The 13714-nt window shown below is 57.4% G+C and carries 13 protein-coding genes; 6 read left to right on the plus strand and 7 right to left on the minus strand.

The window, feature by feature from the left end:
* Positions 1-44: 44 nt before the first annotated feature.
* From D1841_RS02975 to D1841_RS02985, 3 genes are all read right to left on the minus strand, one after another.
* Entirely contained in the window at positions 45-1073 is a 1029-nt protein-coding gene (locus D1841_RS02975) for an aldo/keto reductase (RefSeq protein WP_160641910.1), read from the minus strand.
* 293 nt (positions 1074-1366) lie between these two features.
* Positions 1367-3142 (minus strand): phosphoenolpyruvate carboxykinase (GTP), encoded by a 1776-nt coding sequence (locus D1841_RS02980; RefSeq protein ID WP_160641911.1) that lies wholly within the window; start codon positions 3140-3142, stop codon positions 1367-1369.
* A gap of 155 nt (positions 3143-3297) precedes the next feature.
* Positions 3298-3945, minus strand: a complete 648-nt coding sequence (locus tag D1841_RS02985) for a gamma-glutamyl-gamma-aminobutyrate hydrolase family protein (protein ID WP_160641912.1) — start codon at positions 3943-3945, stop codon at positions 3298-3300.
* A 142-nt stretch (positions 3946-4087) separates the two neighbouring features.
* On the opposite strand from D1841_RS02985, the gene D1841_RS02990 reads away from it, so the two are divergent.
* The 5 genes from D1841_RS02990 to D1841_RS03010 all read left to right on the plus strand — a co-directional run bounded on the left by D1841_RS02990 (position 4088) and on the right by D1841_RS03010 (position 7661).
* Entirely contained in the window at positions 4088-4840 is a 753-nt protein-coding gene (locus D1841_RS02990) for a M15 family metallopeptidase (RefSeq protein WP_160641913.1), read from the plus strand.
* A 106-nt stretch (positions 4841-4946) separates the two neighbouring features.
* A complete protein-coding gene (locus D1841_RS02995) occupies positions 4947-5435 on the plus strand; it encodes a GNAT family N-acetyltransferase (protein ID WP_160641914.1) in 489 nt (162 codons plus the stop codon).
* 151 nt (positions 5436-5586) lie between these two features.
* Positions 5587-5988 (plus strand): GntR family transcriptional regulator, encoded by a 402-nt coding sequence (locus D1841_RS03000; protein ID WP_160641915.1) that lies wholly within the window; start codon positions 5587-5589, stop codon positions 5986-5988.
* Positions 5978-6829 carry an ABC transporter ATP-binding protein gene (locus D1841_RS03005; protein WP_160641916.1) on the plus strand — a complete coding sequence of 284 codons (852 nt, stop codon included), beginning with the start codon at positions 5978-5980 and terminating at the stop codon, positions 6827-6829. The genes D1841_RS03000 and D1841_RS03005 overlap by 11 nt, the downstream gene beginning before the upstream one ends.
* 49 nt (positions 6830-6878) lie before the next feature.
* Positions 6879-7661: a hypothetical protein gene (locus D1841_RS03010; RefSeq protein WP_160641917.1), complete on the plus strand. Its 783-nt coding sequence runs from the start codon at positions 6879-6881 to the stop codon at positions 7659-7661.
* Positions 7662-7763: 102 nt separating this feature from the next.
* Here D1841_RS03010 and D1841_RS03015 read toward each other — a convergent pair whose 3' ends face one another.
* The gene (locus tag D1841_RS03015; protein WP_160641918.1) at positions 7764-9293 is read right to left on the minus strand and encodes an alpha-N-arabinofuranosidase; all 1530 of its coding nucleotides are present in this window, start codon (positions 9291-9293) and stop codon (positions 7764-7766) included.
* 180 nt (positions 9294-9473) lie between these two features.
* On the opposite strand from D1841_RS03015, the gene D1841_RS03020 reads away from it, so the two are divergent.
* On the plus strand, positions 9474-12044 hold the full coding sequence (locus tag D1841_RS03020; RefSeq protein WP_160641919.1) for an alpha-L-rhamnosidase: 2571 nt from the start codon (positions 9474-9476) through the stop codon (positions 12042-12044).
* A gap of 218 nt (positions 12045-12262) precedes the next feature.
* Here the strand turns inward: D1841_RS03020 and D1841_RS03025 are convergent, their stop codons facing one another.
* The 3 genes from D1841_RS03025 to D1841_RS18660 form a co-directional block, all read right to left on the minus strand.
* Entirely contained in the window at positions 12263-12595 is a 333-nt protein-coding gene (locus D1841_RS03025) for a nucleotide pyrophosphohydrolase (protein ID WP_160641930.1), read from the minus strand.
* Positions 12592-13287: an HAD family hydrolase gene (locus D1841_RS03030; protein ID WP_160641931.1), complete on the minus strand. Its 696-nt coding sequence runs from the start codon at positions 13285-13287 to the stop codon at positions 12592-12594. The genes D1841_RS03025 and D1841_RS03030 overlap by 4 nt, the downstream gene beginning before the upstream one ends.
* Before the next feature lie 201 nt (positions 13288-13488).
* Positions 13489-13714, minus strand: a 226-nt coding sequence (locus tag D1841_RS18660) for a hypothetical protein (RefSeq protein WP_207709201.1), incomplete at its 5' end; no start/stop codon positions are given.

Raw genomic sequence — 13714 nt, forward strand, 5'->3', positions numbered from 1 at the left:
TTGCCGCGCCTTTGGGCAAGCCCTTGCCCGGCCCAAGCTGGCGGTTAGATGGCAGTTTTGCCGGAGAGGATGTCCTTGTAGTCTGTGAGGTTCTGCTTTAAGAGGGTGGGGGTGTCCAGGCCGTAGGGGCACTTTGATTTGCACTGGCCGCACTCCAGGCAGTCTTCCACCTTCATCATCATGGCCTGGGACTCCGGGGTGAGCCAGTTTGCGGAGGGGCTGCGGCGGATGAGCTGGCTCATACGGGCGCACTGGTTGATGGTGATGCCCACAGGGCAGGGCATACAGTAGCCGCAGGCCCGGCAGAAGTTGCCGATAAGCTCTTTGCGGTCTTTGTCGATGACGGCTTTGATGGCGGGGTCATCCATGGAAGGCGGGTTTTCCATATAGCTGATAAACTCGTCCAGCTCGTTTTCCCGCTGCACCCCCCAGATGGGCAGGGTGTTGTCAAACTGGGCCTGCCAGGCGTAAGCGGCGGCAGAGTTGGTGATAAGCCCGCCGGAAAGGCCCTTCATGCAGATGAAGCCCACGTTTTTCTCCTTACACAGGTTTACTAAGGCGATATCCTTGTCTGTGGCAAGGTAGCAGAAGGGGAACTGGAGGGTGTCGTACAGGCCGGACTCCACAGCCTCCTGGGCCACATGGAGCCGGTGGTTGGTAAGGCCGATGAAACGGATTTTCCCCTGGGCTTTGGCCTCCAGCATGGCCTCATAGAGTCCTGTGCCGTCTCCGGGCTTGGGGCAGAAGGAGGGGTTATGGAACTGGTAGATGTCGATATAGTCGGTTTTCAGAAGGCGCAGGCTGGTTTCCAGATCCTTCCAGAAGCCTTCCACAGTAGTGGAGGGGGTCTTGGTGGCGATTACGATTTTATCCCGGACATCGGACAGGGCCAAGCCCATTTTTTCTTCGCTGTCGCTGTAGGAACGGGCGGTGTCGAAGAAGGTGATGCCCGCGTCATAGGCTTTGCGCAGGAGCTTCCCCGCATAGTCCGGGCTTACCCGCTGGATGGGCAGGGCGCCGAAGGCATTCTTGTTGGACACAATCCCGGTGCGTCCCAATGTAACAGTTGACATACAAATCACCATGTGATACAGAATTCGCACAAAGAGCCATGAAAACGCGGCTTTTTGTGCCCGGTATCGTTCCTTTCTTCAGTATTTTTCACACTATCATTTTCTGAAAGTGTTCTTACCTTATATTATCACCTGTACGGGGGGTTAAGTCAAGCCCTCTTTGCAAAGGAAAAGGGCGGCGCCGGAAAGGCGCCGCCCCAAAATATGATAAGAGGTTGAAAAGAAGGAACAAGGGTTTCAGGGCCTAACCAGAAGCGCCCTGGACATGGGTTTTGAAAGAAGCGTTACGCTGCTTATTCGCAGTTCTTCTTCAGGGTGGCAAGCTCCTCGCGCAGGGCGGCGGGCAGCTTGTCGCCGAACTTCGTGTAGAATTCCTCTACACCCTCGGCTTCCTTGGCCCACTTCTGCTTGTCCACTTCCAGAATGCCCTTCAGGGTTTCGATATCGAAGCCATCCAGGCCCTCCAGGTTGATATCCTCGGGCTTGGGTACAAAGCCGATGGGAGTCTCCACAGCGTCTACCTCGTTCTCGCAGCGCTTGATAATCCACTCCAACACGCGCAGGTTGTCGCCGAAGCCGGGCCAAATGAAGTGGCCTTCCTCGTCTACACGGAACCAGTTGACGTTGAAGATCTTGGGAGCCTTGTCGCCCAGAGTCTCGCCCATCTCGATCCAGTGCTGGAAGTAGTCGCCCATGTGGTAGCCGCAGAAGGGCAGCATGGCCATGGGATCGCGGCGGACAACGCCTACAGCGCCAGCAGCGGCAGCGGTTGTCTCGGAGCCGGTGATGGAGCCGATGAACACGCCGTTGTTCCAGCTACGGGACTGGTATACCAGAGGCACAGTGTCGGGGCGGCGGCCGCCGAAGATGATGGCGGACACAGGCACGCCCTGGGTGTTCTCAAACTCGCTGGAGAGGCAGGGGCAGTTCTGTGCGGGGGCGGTGAAGCGGCTGTTGGGATGGGCCAGCTTGTTGCCCTCGGCAATATACTCGGGGCCGTTGACCTCGGCCCCCTTCCACTCCTGGGCGTTGACGGGAGGATTCTTGTCCAGGCTCTCCCACCAGACGGTGTTGTCGTCCAGGTTGCGGCCGACGTTTGTGAAGATGGTGCCCTTCTGGGTGGAGATAAGGGCATTGGGGTTGGACTTCATGTTGGTGCCGGGAGCCACGCCGAAGAAGCCGTTCTCGGGGTTGATGGCATAGAGGCGGCCGTCCTTGCCGGGACGCATCCAGGAGATGTCGTCGCCCACAGTCCAAACCTTGTAGCCTTTGGCCTTGTAGCCTTCGGGGGGGATCATCATGGCCAGGTTGGTCTTGCCGCAGGCAGAGGGGAAGGCGGCGCAGACATACTTGACCTCGCCCTTGGGATTCTCAATGCCCAGAATGAGCATGTGCTCGGCCATCCAGCCCTCGTTCTTGGCCTGGAAGGAAGCGATGCGCAGGGCAAAGCACTTCTTGCCCAGGAGCACGTTCCCGCCGTAGCCGGAGTTCACGCTGATGATATAGTTGTCCTCGGGGAAATGGCAGATGTAGCGCTTTTCAGCATCGATTTCGCACTTGCAGTGCAGGCCCTTCACCCAGTCGGTGCTGTCGCCCAGGGCTTCCCAAACCTTGTCGCCCACGCGGGTCATGATGCACATGTTCAGCACAACATAGATGGAGTCGGTCAGCTCCACGCCGATTTTGGCAAGGGGGGAGCCTACAGGACCCATGGAATAGGGGATGACATACATGGTGCGGCCCTTGTAGCTGCCGCGGGCAATGTCGAACAGCATTTTGTAGGCCTTTTCAGGCTCCATCCAGTGGTTGGTGGGGCCTGCGTCCTCTTCCTTCTTGGCGCAGATAAAGGTACGGTCTTCCACGCGGGCCACATCGTTTACAGCGGTGCGGTGGTAGTAGCAGCCGGGGAGCTTCTCCTCGTTGAGCTTCATCATCTCGCCGGTGCTGCAGGCTTCCTTGCGAAGGGCCTCGATCTGCTCCTCAGAGCCATCGATCCACACCATGTTGTCCGGTGTGACCAGGGCCTTCATCTCTTCGATCCAGCTTAAAACGGACTTATTTTGGGTCATTGCCATTAACTCCTTTCGCCGCCAGGGCAAAAATTTTTAAGAAAAAGCAAATACTATCTGGGCGCTTGTTGCCCAGCTTCCATTCTATCACAGGTTCTGGAAATAATCAACGGGTTTTTGTTAAATTATCTACAACCATGGCGGGGTGTTTCCCGCTACAGAAGCCCGGCGAAAAACCGGAACACCAGCGTGCCGTCTACGGCGTCTGCCCGGCGGCGGGAGAGCATCATGCGCTCCGGGTGCCACTGGACGGCGTATATGCCCTTTTCCGGGCACTGGAGGGCTTCTGGGACGCCGTCCTCCGCCTGGGCCGCTAAGGACAGGGCAGGGGGGATTTTATCCGCTCCCTGGTGGTGGGCGCTGTTTACCGGGAAGCGTTCCCCGTAAAGCTTTAAAAGGAAACTGCCGGGCAGGGCCTGCACCAGGTGCTGTTTGTCCCCGGTTTCCTCCTCCCAGGCATGGGCGCGGGCTGTGGGCAGGTGCTGCACCAGGGCGCCCCCCAGGGCTGTGTTCAGCACCTGCAGGCCCCGGCAGATGCCTAAGATGGGCAGGCCAGCGTCCATAAACCGCTTTACCAGATGGAACTCTGCCTCGTCCCGCTCCGGCTCGAAATTTTTGCTGCCTTTGTTTTCCTGGCCGTACCGGTAAGGCTCTATGTCCCTGCCGCCGCAGAGCAGCAGGCCATGGCAGCCCCGGGCGGCTTTCAGATCGGAGGAGAACACAGGCTCCATGCCGCAGCTTTGAAGGGCTTCGGCGTAGTTGGACTGTTTGTGGGCGTCAGCGTATGCGAAAACTTTTTTCATGGGGTTGTCAGCTCCTATAAGAGAATTTTTTCGGAAAGTTCCGGGATTCCACAAAATCTGTGCCGGATTTTTCCTATTATACTGTATGCGGGGGACTGGGAAAATAGAGGGGAGTATGCTTTGCAGAAGGGGGAAGCAGATTTTGAAAAAGGACAAGAAGGACAAACACCTGACCGAGCCGGTGGCGGCTTTTATCATCATTGCCGCGCTGCTTTTGACCATGGCGGTGAGTATGCTGGGGGGCTGGGAGGCAGAGCGGGCTGCCCGGGACGCGGCCCAGCAGACGGTGCAGGCCGGGGCGCAGGCAGGGCCTTTTGGGGGCTGCCGCCAGCTTTCCGATCCCCTGCTGGTGCTGGTGAACGGCCAGACGCCCCTGCCGGAGGGCTGGCAGGTTACGCCCCGGATGGTGGATGACGAACTGGTGGATATAGCGATGTATGAGGACTATGCCGCCATGTGCAGGGCCGCGGAAAAGGAGGGCGTGTGGTTCTGGGTGGCCTCGGGTTACCGCAGTGTGGAGGAGCAGGAGGAAGTGCTTGCCCGGGCCATAGAGGAGAACCGGAAGGCCGGCATGGGGGAAAAGGAGGCGGAAGAGGACGCCTTGCGCACCATTGCCCAGCCCGGATGCAGCGAGCACCACACGGGCCTTGCCATTGACCTCAATGAGGTGAGCGACGCCTTTGAAAAGACAAAGGCATATGCCTGGCTGCAGGAGCACAGCGCCGATTACGGCTTTATAGAACGGTATCAGGCGGAAAAGGCTTCCATCACAGGCATTGACAAGGAAAGCTGGCACTACCGCTATGTGGGGCGCAAACACGCGGGGGAGATGAAGCGGCTGGGGCTGTGCCTGGAGGAATATGTGGTATACCTGCAAAAGCAGGGGGTGCGGTGAGGCGTGCCTAAACTGCGGGGCATAAAAGGGGCGGCTTGACAAGGACGGGCGGCGGTGGCATAATGGGAACGGCAGGCCCTTTGCTGCCGCAGAAGGAGGTACACACATGGAAGCTGTTTATCATGCCGCAACAAAAGAGGAACTGGCCTGTTTATGGGAAAAGAACGTCCTGGCCAACCCGGCAGATCCCCGCTGGGCCAAGTGGGCCAGGGAATATACCGCCTATAACGAAAATGGCATGGGCATAACCTTTGCCGCTGTGCTGGAGGGGGAGCCTGTAGGGGAGGCCACCCTGCTGCTGTCCCCTGCCTGCGGGGCCATAGAAGGCAGGCTGGCTTTGGCGGATGGGAAGTCTGTTGGGAACGTGAATGCCCTGCGCATGGAAAAGCGCTGGGAAGGCCAGGGGCACATGTCCAGGCTGGTGGGGGTTTTAGAGGGCTATGCCAGGAAGCGGGGCCTGGAAGCCCTGACTATTGGGGTGGACGCAAAGGAAACCCGGAACCTGGGCATCTATCTCCACTGGGGCTACAGGGAGTTTGTTATGGCCCAGGAGGAAGAGGGGGAATTGGTGCTGTATTACCGGAAGAATTTGTAAAATGGCAGGCGGACGGGCGGCGGGGGAAACCCGGCCGCCTTTTTGTTTGGAAAAAATTTTGCCCAGCCCCTTGACAGGGGTGGAAAGCAGTGGTATACTGCTGTCATGGTTAATTACTCAAGTAACTAACTAAACAAGAAAGGAGGCGCACATGCGAAAGGTAGATTTCAGCGGGGAAAAGCCCATTTTCCTGCAAATTGCCGAGAGCCTGGAGGATGCCGTGATCTCTGGCGCTTTGCCGGAAGGGGGGCAGCTTCCCTCCATCACAGAGCTTTCCGTACAGTATACTATCAACCCGGCTACGGCCTTGAAGGGCATAAACCTGCTGGTGGATCAGGGGGCCGCCTATAAAAAACGGGGCGTGGGCATGTTTGTAGCAGAGGGGGCCAGGGCTTTGCTGCAAAAAAAGCGCCAGGGGGACTTTTCCCAGCGCTTTGTGGAAGCCATGGTTTCAGAGGCGCGGCGGCTGGAAATCGGACGGCAGGAACTGCTGGATATGGTGGCGCTGGAATTTGACAGCGCGGAGAAAGGAAGGGTAGAAAATGGCGATTGAACTGAAGGGCATCTCCAAAAGCTTTGGACAGGTGCAGGCCCTGAAAGGGGTGAGCGCTGTGTTTGAAGAGAACAAGATTTACGGCCTGCTGGGCCGCAACGGCGCGGGGAAATCCACCCTGCTGAACATTTTGACAAACCGGGTTTTCCCAGATGAGGGCACAGTGCTTGTGGACAGGGAAAACGGGATGGAAAACGACGGGGCCCAGGCAAAAATCTTTTTGATGAGCGAAACCACCCTGCACCCGGAGAGTATGCGGGTAAAGGGGGCCTTCCGCTGGGCAAAGGCTTTTTACCCCAGCTTTGATGAAAGCTATGGGGAGAAGCTTTTGGGGGATTTCGGGCTGAACCCCGGGGCGAAGATCTCTGGGCTGTCCACAGGCTACCGCTCTATTTTCAAGCTGGTGCTGGCCCTTTGCGTAAACGTGCCTTATGTGCTGCTGGATGAGCCTGTGCTGGGCCTGGACGCCAACCACCGGGAGCTTTTCTACAAGCGGCTGCTGGAAAAGTATGCGGAGAACCCTTTCACGGTGGTGCTCTCCACCCACTTGATTGAAGAGGTGGCAAATTTGGTGGAGGACGTGGTGATTATTAAGGAAGGGGAGATTTTGCGGCAGGAATCCCGGGAAAGCCTGCTGGCCGGGGGCTACACCGTATCCGGCGGGGCCGCGGCGGTGGACGCCTACATCCAGGGCAAAAAGGTGATAGGGATGGACGCTTTGGGCGGCCTGCGCACAGCCTATGTGCTGGGCGCTCCGGAAAAGGGCAGGGAAGCTGCCAAAGACCTGGAATTTGGCCCCATGGATCTGCAGAAGCTGTTTATCCAGCTTACAAATTCCTGAGAATCCCGCACGTGCTGCATTTATTTTTTCACAGAAACGAGGTATTACTATGAAGCTCCTTTCCTCTTACCGCTATCAGGTACACGACCAGCGTATGGCTATCCTGGTGTTTTATGGCGTGATGGTGGGCATGGTTTTGCTGAGCCTGCTGTTCCTCCCTTTTGCAAACGCGGCGGACGCAGACCTTACCATCACTTCCAGCGGCATTACCGCTGTGACCATGGTGTTCTCTTTTATCCTCTCCCTCTGCGCTTTTAAGGACAGCTTCCTGCTGAACATCCAGCATGGGATTTCCCGCCGCAGCCAGTTTTTGGCCCGGATGGGGGCTATGGCTACTGTCTGCGGGGCGATGGCTGTGGCGGATGAAATTTACACCCTGCTTATTTCCCTGTTGAGCTTGCCCTTCCCCAACAGCTTTTTTGCCCATTCCCTCTATGAGATATGCTATTGCACTGACGTCACGTCAGTGGTAAGCTCTGATTTCACCTATACCGTATCCACCTCCGGGGCTTCCGCGGTGCTGTCCATTGTGTTCAGCTTTTTTGTGCTGCTGGCGGTGAATGCCTTCGGCTATTTGATTACTGCCTTCAACTACCGTCTGGGCAAGGTGGGGAAAATCATCCTCTGGGCTGGCTGGCCCTGCCTGCTGATTGCCGGCAGCGCCCTTCTGGAGGTGAACCCCTGGCTGGAAAAAACGCTTCTGTCTTTGCTGTTAAACTTATGCCAGATGTGCCTTTCCAGCCTGCCCAGGCTGTGCTTTACATGCCTGGCGCTTACGGCGGTTTTCTCCGGCCTTACCTGGCTGGTGATGCGCCGGGCGGCGGTGAAATAAGAACCTGTTAGGAAAGCGGCCTCCCTTCGGGGCGGGCCGCTTTTTTGATCTGCGCCGGGGCGCGGGCTGGGAACAGGCTATACCGGTTTTCAAGCGCGTTTACTATATGCTTTTTTTCAGGCGCAGGACATTCCAGCTTGCGGGGGCCAGCTTTGCGTGCAGAATGCCGTCTGCAAGCTGGTTTCTGTCTGTGGCGGCATGGGGACAGACCGCTTCCTTTTCCGCTGTGTTTACGGCGCCCATGTCCGGGTTTTCCAGCACCAGGTGCTCCAAAAGCTGGTAGCCGGGGAAGCTTCTCAGATCCGCTTCCAGGGTGATATCCTCGGACAGATCCCGGTTTACGGCGAAGATGGTGAGGGCTTCCCCTTCGTTGTCCCACACAGCGGCGGCGTCCACGTCGGTTACGTCTGTGTAGTCCAGGGTGTCGTGCCTGGAGGAGCGCAGGGCCGTTTCCAGGGCAATGCCCCTGCCGTATTTCGAGGCGTGGAGGTAGGGATAATAGATGGTCTGCCGCCAGGCCGGACCGTTTTCCTCGGTCATAATGGGGGCGATAACGTTTACAAGCTGGGCCATGCAGGCCATGCGCACCCGGTCGGAATGCTTTAAAAGTGTGATAAGCATCAGGCCCACCAGCAGGGCGTCCTCAAAGTCGTACCGATCCTCCAGCAGAGGGGGGGCCACACACCAGGGCCGGTTCTTCATGGTGTCGTCGTCGGCCTCGTTTGCGTGGAACCACACGTTCCATTCGTCAAAGCTGAGCATGATGTCCTTTTTGGAGCGCTTCTTGGCCTTGACAAAATCACAGGTGGCGATAACGGTCTTGATGAAATGATCCATGTCATCGGACTGAGCCAGGAAATTGGCGGTATCGTGGAAGCGGTTGCCGTAATAGGTGTGCAGGGAGATGAAGTCTACGCTGTCGTAGGCCTCCTCCAGGACAGTGGCCTCCCACTGGGGGTAGGTGGGCATGTTGGTGTTGGAACTGCCGCAGGCCACCAGCTCTAGGGAGGGGTCAATCTGCCGCATGGCCTTGGCGGTTTCGTCTGCCAGGCGGCCGTATTCATAGGCGGTTTTGTGGCCTGTCTGCCAGGGGCCGTCCATCTCGTTGCCCAGGCACCAGGTTTTAATTCTGTGGGGGTTTTTTATCCCATGGCTTATCCGCAGGTCGCTGTACTTGGTGCCGGAAGGATGGTTGCAGTATTCCAGCAGGTTGCAGGCGGCCTCAATCCCCCGGGTGCCCAGGTTCACCGCCATCATCACCTGGGTTTCCGCTTTTTTGGCCCAGCTTGCAAACTCGTTTACCCCGATGAGGTTTGGCTCTGTGCTGCGCCAGGCAAGCTCCAGGCGGCGGGGGCGGTCCGCCACAGGGCCGACGCTGTCCTCCCAGTAAAAGTTTGAGACAAAGTTGCCCCCGGGATACCGCACAATGGGCACCCCCAGCTCCTTCACCAAATCCAGCACGTCCTGGCGGAAGCCTTCCCCGTCCGCCGAGGGGTGGCCCGGCTGGTAAATGCCGCCGTACACCGCCCTGCCCAGGTGCTCGATGAACGATCCGTAAATGCGTTTGTCAACGGGGCTTATCTGGAAATCCTTGTCCAGGGTGATGCGCGCAAATTTTTTACCACTTTTCATGTTTTAAAATCCCTCCTGCTGAAATTATTCCGCGTCTTGGAAAAGTTTGGTCGCAGCTTTTTGCAAGCTTCGTCCTTCCTTTTTCCCCGGATTTGTGCTACTCTTACAGTATAATACAAATCATCCGCCATGTAAATTTCCAAACGGGAATAAAAAATATTTTTTTAAGGAGTGAGGCGCATGAAGCTTACAAACCTCCGGGTAAACCATTTCACCACCCCTCTGGGCCACTTTTTGGGCAGGCCCATTTTTTCCTGGGTGGCACAGGACACCCCCGACAAAAAGCAGGACAGCGCCCAGGTTACAGTTCACACCTCGGAGGGCGCAAAGGTGTATGACAGCGGCAGGCGGGGGGACATTTCCTCTTTGGGCTTTGAGGCCCCTATAGAGCTTTTGCCCCGCACCCGGTATGTGTGGGCTGTTACCGTGTGGGGGGACGGGGGAGACAGCGCCACAGCCGGCGCCTGGTTTGAAACGGCTAAGGAGGATGAGCCTTGGCAGGCCAAATGGATTGCCGCGGATATGGATAAGGAGCGGCACCCTCTGCTGCGGAAGGCCTTCTCCCTGTCGGGAGAGGTGAAGTCTGCCCGGGCATATGCCTGCGGCGTGGGGATTTATGAGCTGTATGTCAACGGGAAAAAGGCCGGGGACGAATACCTGCTGCCCGGCTATCACTGCTACGACGCCAATTTGGAATACCAGACCTTTGACGTGACCGCCCTGCTGCAAAAGGGGGAAAACGCCTTGGGCCTGGCATTAGGGCCGGGGTGGTACAAGGGGGAAATCGTGTTTGACCGCTACAAGGATTTGTACGGGGACACCATGCAGGCCATCTGCGAGCTGCATGTAGAATTCACAGACGGCACGTCCCTTGTGATAAACTCCGATGAAACCTGGGAAAGCCTTCCCTCCCCGGTGGAGTTTTCCAATATCTATGACGGCGAGGTGTTTGACGCTAGGAAGGCTGTGCCCCAATGGGCAGAGGCGGCATGTGCCGCGCCCTCCTCCGGCGTGGAGGTGCGGCAGGAGGGCAGGCCCTTAGTGGCCCGGTTCGGGCCGAAGATTGTGAAAAAGCGGGAGTTTGCCCCGGTGGAGATTATCACCACCCCTAAGGGCGAAACGGTGCTGGATTTTGGGCAGAACATGACGGGCTGGGTGGAGTTTCACGCGGACGAGCCGGAGGGCACGGAAATAAAGCTCAGCTACAGCGAGGTGATGCAGGAAGGCTGCTTCTATCGGGACAACCTGCGCTCGGCTAAATGCGAATATACCTATATCAGCGGCGGGAAGCCCGCCCGGGCGCGGCCCCATTTCACCTTCTACGGCTTCCGGTTTGTAAAGGTGGAGGGCGTGCAAAACGTAAAGCCGCAAGACTTTACAGCATGCCATATCCGTTCAGACATCGATCCCACCGGCTCCATGGAGACGGACAACCCCCGGGTAAACCGGTTGTTCCAAAACGCCATGTGGGGCCAGTTTGATAATTTCCTGGACGTGCCCACCGACTGCCCCCAGCGGGACGAGCGCCTGGGCTGGACAGGGGACGCGGCGATTATCAGCGCCACCGCCTGCAAGAACATCTATATGCCCGCCTTCTTCCACCATTTTGTGGTGAACCTGGCCCATGAGGAAAAGGCATACGGCGGGGCTGTACCCTTTTTTGTGCCCAGCCCCAAGGTGGCCCATGAGGACAAGCCCCAGTCCTGGGTGAACAACAACGAAAAGGGCTGCGCCATCTGGAGCGACGTGGCCACCATGATGCCCTGGGCTGTATATGAAAATTACGGGGACGTAAACCTGCTGCGCCGGGAATATGATGTGATGAAAAACTGGGTGGAGCGTATCCGGAAGGACGACAGGCTGGACGGGGACAGGGGCCTGTGGCTGCGGGGAGAGCAGCTTGGGGACTGGCTGGCCCTGGACAAAAAGACGGATTTGGAGCACGACCAGGATCCCTTCGGCGCTACGGATTTGCAGTATACCGCCTCCTGCTTCTACTATTATTCCACGTCCCTTACAGCCAAGGCTGCCAAGGCCCTGGGCTATGCAGAGGACGCCGCTGATTATGAAGCCTTGGCGGAGAAAATCAGAGCGGCTGTTATAGGGGAATACTTTAACCCGGACGGAAGCTTCAGGATGGAGGGCACCCAGACTGCCTGCGTGCTGAGCCTCTATTTCGGCATTTTCCCGGAAGGGAAGAAAGACGCGGTGCTTGCCCAGCTTATTAAACGGATTGAGGGGAAGAACTGGCATTTGGACACCGGCTTCTGCGGCACACCCTTCCTGTGCCGGGTGCTTTCCGACAACGGCGCAAACGACGTGGCCTACACCCTGTTTTTAAATGACGATTTCCCAAGCTGGCTGTATGAAGTGAAGATGGGGGCCACCACCATCTGGGAGCGGTGGAACTCCATCCTGCCTGACGGCTCCATCAGCGGCACAGGCATGAACAGCCTGAACCACTATGCCTATGGCTCCATTGCGGACTGGATGTACCGGAACATGGCGGGGATCAGCCCCTGCGAGGAGGCCCCCGGCTATAAGCGGGCCGCTATCCGCCCCATGCCGGATCCCCGCATCCGCTTTGTGGAAATGGGCATGGATACGGCTGCGGGCCGGTATGAGGTGTGCTGGCGGTATGACGGGGAGGCCCTGCGGTATACCATCACAGTGCCCTTTGACTGCGAGGCCGACCTGTTGCTGCCCGACGGCAGGACAGAAAGGCTTGGCCCCGGGCGGCACAGCTTCTAGGGCCTGTTCACATAAGCGCTTGCAAGCGTCTTTTTGGCGGTTTTTTGCCATCTTCTTTGCCAAAAATTCTTGAGGTACGCAAAGTACATCTGCGAATTTTTGACTTGATTCTGCCAAAAACCTGCTCAAAAATCCACATGTTCATCTTATGTGAACACGCCCTAAAAACCATAAAAGAACTCCTCCGCCTCCAGAGCGGGGGAGTTCTTTTATGGTCCTCAGGTTGTCCAGCGTTTCATGTTTCTTTCGTGCTTTGCCTGGTAGATTTCTGTCAGCTCCTCCGGGGTGATGGAGTAACACAGCAGGACATCGTTAAAATACATCATCACGTCGCACATTTCCTCAATGAAATCGTGGCGGGTTTCCGGGTTTTCCAGGATGGCCTTGTCGCCCTGCTTTTTGATGATATCCGCCGCCTCCCCGGCCTCTATCATCATCCACAAAAGGGAGTCCCGGCCCTTTTGTGGGTTTAGCCCGCCCCACTTGTCAAAATATTTTTCCTGCAATTCCTTCTGGATTGCCTGCATCTCCTCAAAGCCAAAGCTGCTCATGCTTTCCTCCCTTTCCCCAGCGCCGCCTGCAAAAGCTGTGCCGGATCCCCCGCAAGGTACACTGCCCCGCAGCGCCGCAGCTCTTCCTCGTCCCGGAAGCCCCACAGCACGCCGCAGGCATCCATCCCGGCGTTTTTCCCGGTTTCCATGTCCACGCCGCTGTCCCCTATGTACAGGATTTCCCCGGGGGAAAGCCCCCAGGCCGCCGCCATCTCCAGGGGCACAGCGGGATCTGGCTTTTTGGGGGAGCCTTCCCGCTGGCCCCGCACCTGGCTGAGCACCTTGCCATAAAAGGCGCTGGCAATATACTGGGTCATGTTATCCGGCTTATTGGACAGCACCCCCAGCAGGACGCCCCTCTCGTGCAAACGCGCCAGCACGTCGGGCAAGCCGGGATACGGCCCTGCCAGGGCCAGGGGATCCGCCTCATACCGGCGGTCGTATTCCGCCCGCAGGGCTTTCACGTCCTCTGGTCGGAGCCTTGCCCCCACGGTTTCCAGCATCCGCTGAATCAGCACGTCCGCCCCGTTTCCCACCAGCCGCTTGTAAGCGGCGGGGGCAATGGCAGGCAGACCGAAGCTTTCCAAGGCCCCGTTGCCGAAATGTGCGATGGAAAAAAGGGTGTCCACCAGGGTGCCGTCTAAATCGAAAAGACAGGCTTTATAAGGCGTGGTTTCCATAAGAATCGTCATACGGCAGGGGCTTTCCAAAGAAGAGCGCCCCACCGTTCCTTTCCGCTATATTTTACTGCCGTCTCTATTATGCCATGGGGCTGGCGGAAAATCAAGGGGCAGGCAGGGCAAAAGAGAGGCGTGGTGGCCTTTTGAACCTCAAATCTTGGCGTTTCTCCGTTACAATCAGGATAAAATAAGACAACAAAACCCGCTTAAACACTAGGTTAAGCGGGTTTCGAGTGGCAAAGGTGGCCAAATCTGATACAAATGCACATCCTTTCTGCACAGGGGGTCAATTCCCCAAAAGGGGTGCAAGGCCAAAATCATAAGATTTTGTACCAGCGCAACAGGTCGCCGCGCCCTTCCTCCTCTGACGACCAGACGAATAGACGTAGAGGAAAACGCCGAGAAAAACAGGGAAAATGCCCGATTATCTGTCAAAACT

The organism is Neglectibacter sp. X4 (assembly GCF_009917365.1).
Classification (GTDB): Bacteria; Bacillota; Clostridia; order Oscillospirales; family Acutalibacteraceae; genus Acutalibacter.

Bases quoted from the DNA above. Each gene is read 5' to 3' on its own strand.
- D1841_RS02975 (WP_160641910.1), bottom strand. From the start codon at position 1,073: ATGTCAACTGTTACATTGGGACGCACCGGGATTGTGTCCAACAAGAAT.
- D1841_RS02980 (WP_160641911.1), bottom strand. From the start codon at position 3,142: ATGACCCAAAATAAGTCCGTTTTAAGCTGGATCGAAGAGATGAAGGCC.
- D1841_RS02985 (WP_160641912.1), bottom strand. From the start codon at position 3,945: ATGAAAAAAGTTTTCGCATACGCTGACGCCCACAAACAGTCCAACTAC.
- D1841_RS02995 (WP_160641914.1), top strand. From the start codon at position 4,947: ATGGAAGCTGTTTATCATGCCGCAACAAAAGAGGAACTGGCCTGTTTA.
- D1841_RS03000 (WP_160641915.1), top strand. From the start codon at position 5,587: ATGCGAAAGGTAGATTTCAGCGGGGAAAAGCCCATTTTCCTGCAAATT.
- D1841_RS03005 (WP_160641916.1), top strand. From the start codon at position 5,978: ATGGCGATTGAACTGAAGGGCATCTCCAAAAGCTTTGGACAGGTGCAG.
- D1841_RS03010 (WP_160641917.1), top strand. From the start codon at position 6,879: ATGAAGCTCCTTTCCTCTTACCGCTATCAGGTACACGACCAGCGTATG.
- D1841_RS03015 (WP_160641918.1), bottom strand. From the start codon at position 9,293: ATGAAAAGTGGTAAAAAATTTGCGCGCATCACCCTGGACAAGGATTTC.
- D1841_RS03020 (WP_160641919.1), top strand. From the start codon at position 9,474: ATGAAGCTTACAAACCTCCGGGTAAACCATTTCACCACCCCTCTGGGC.
- D1841_RS03025 (WP_160641930.1), bottom strand. From the start codon at position 12,595: ATGAGCAGCTTTGGCTTTGAGGAGATGCAGGCAATCCAGAAGGAATTG.
- D1841_RS03030 (WP_160641931.1), bottom strand. From the start codon at position 13,287: ATGACGATTCTTATGGAAACCACGCCTTATAAAGCCTGTCTTTTCGAT.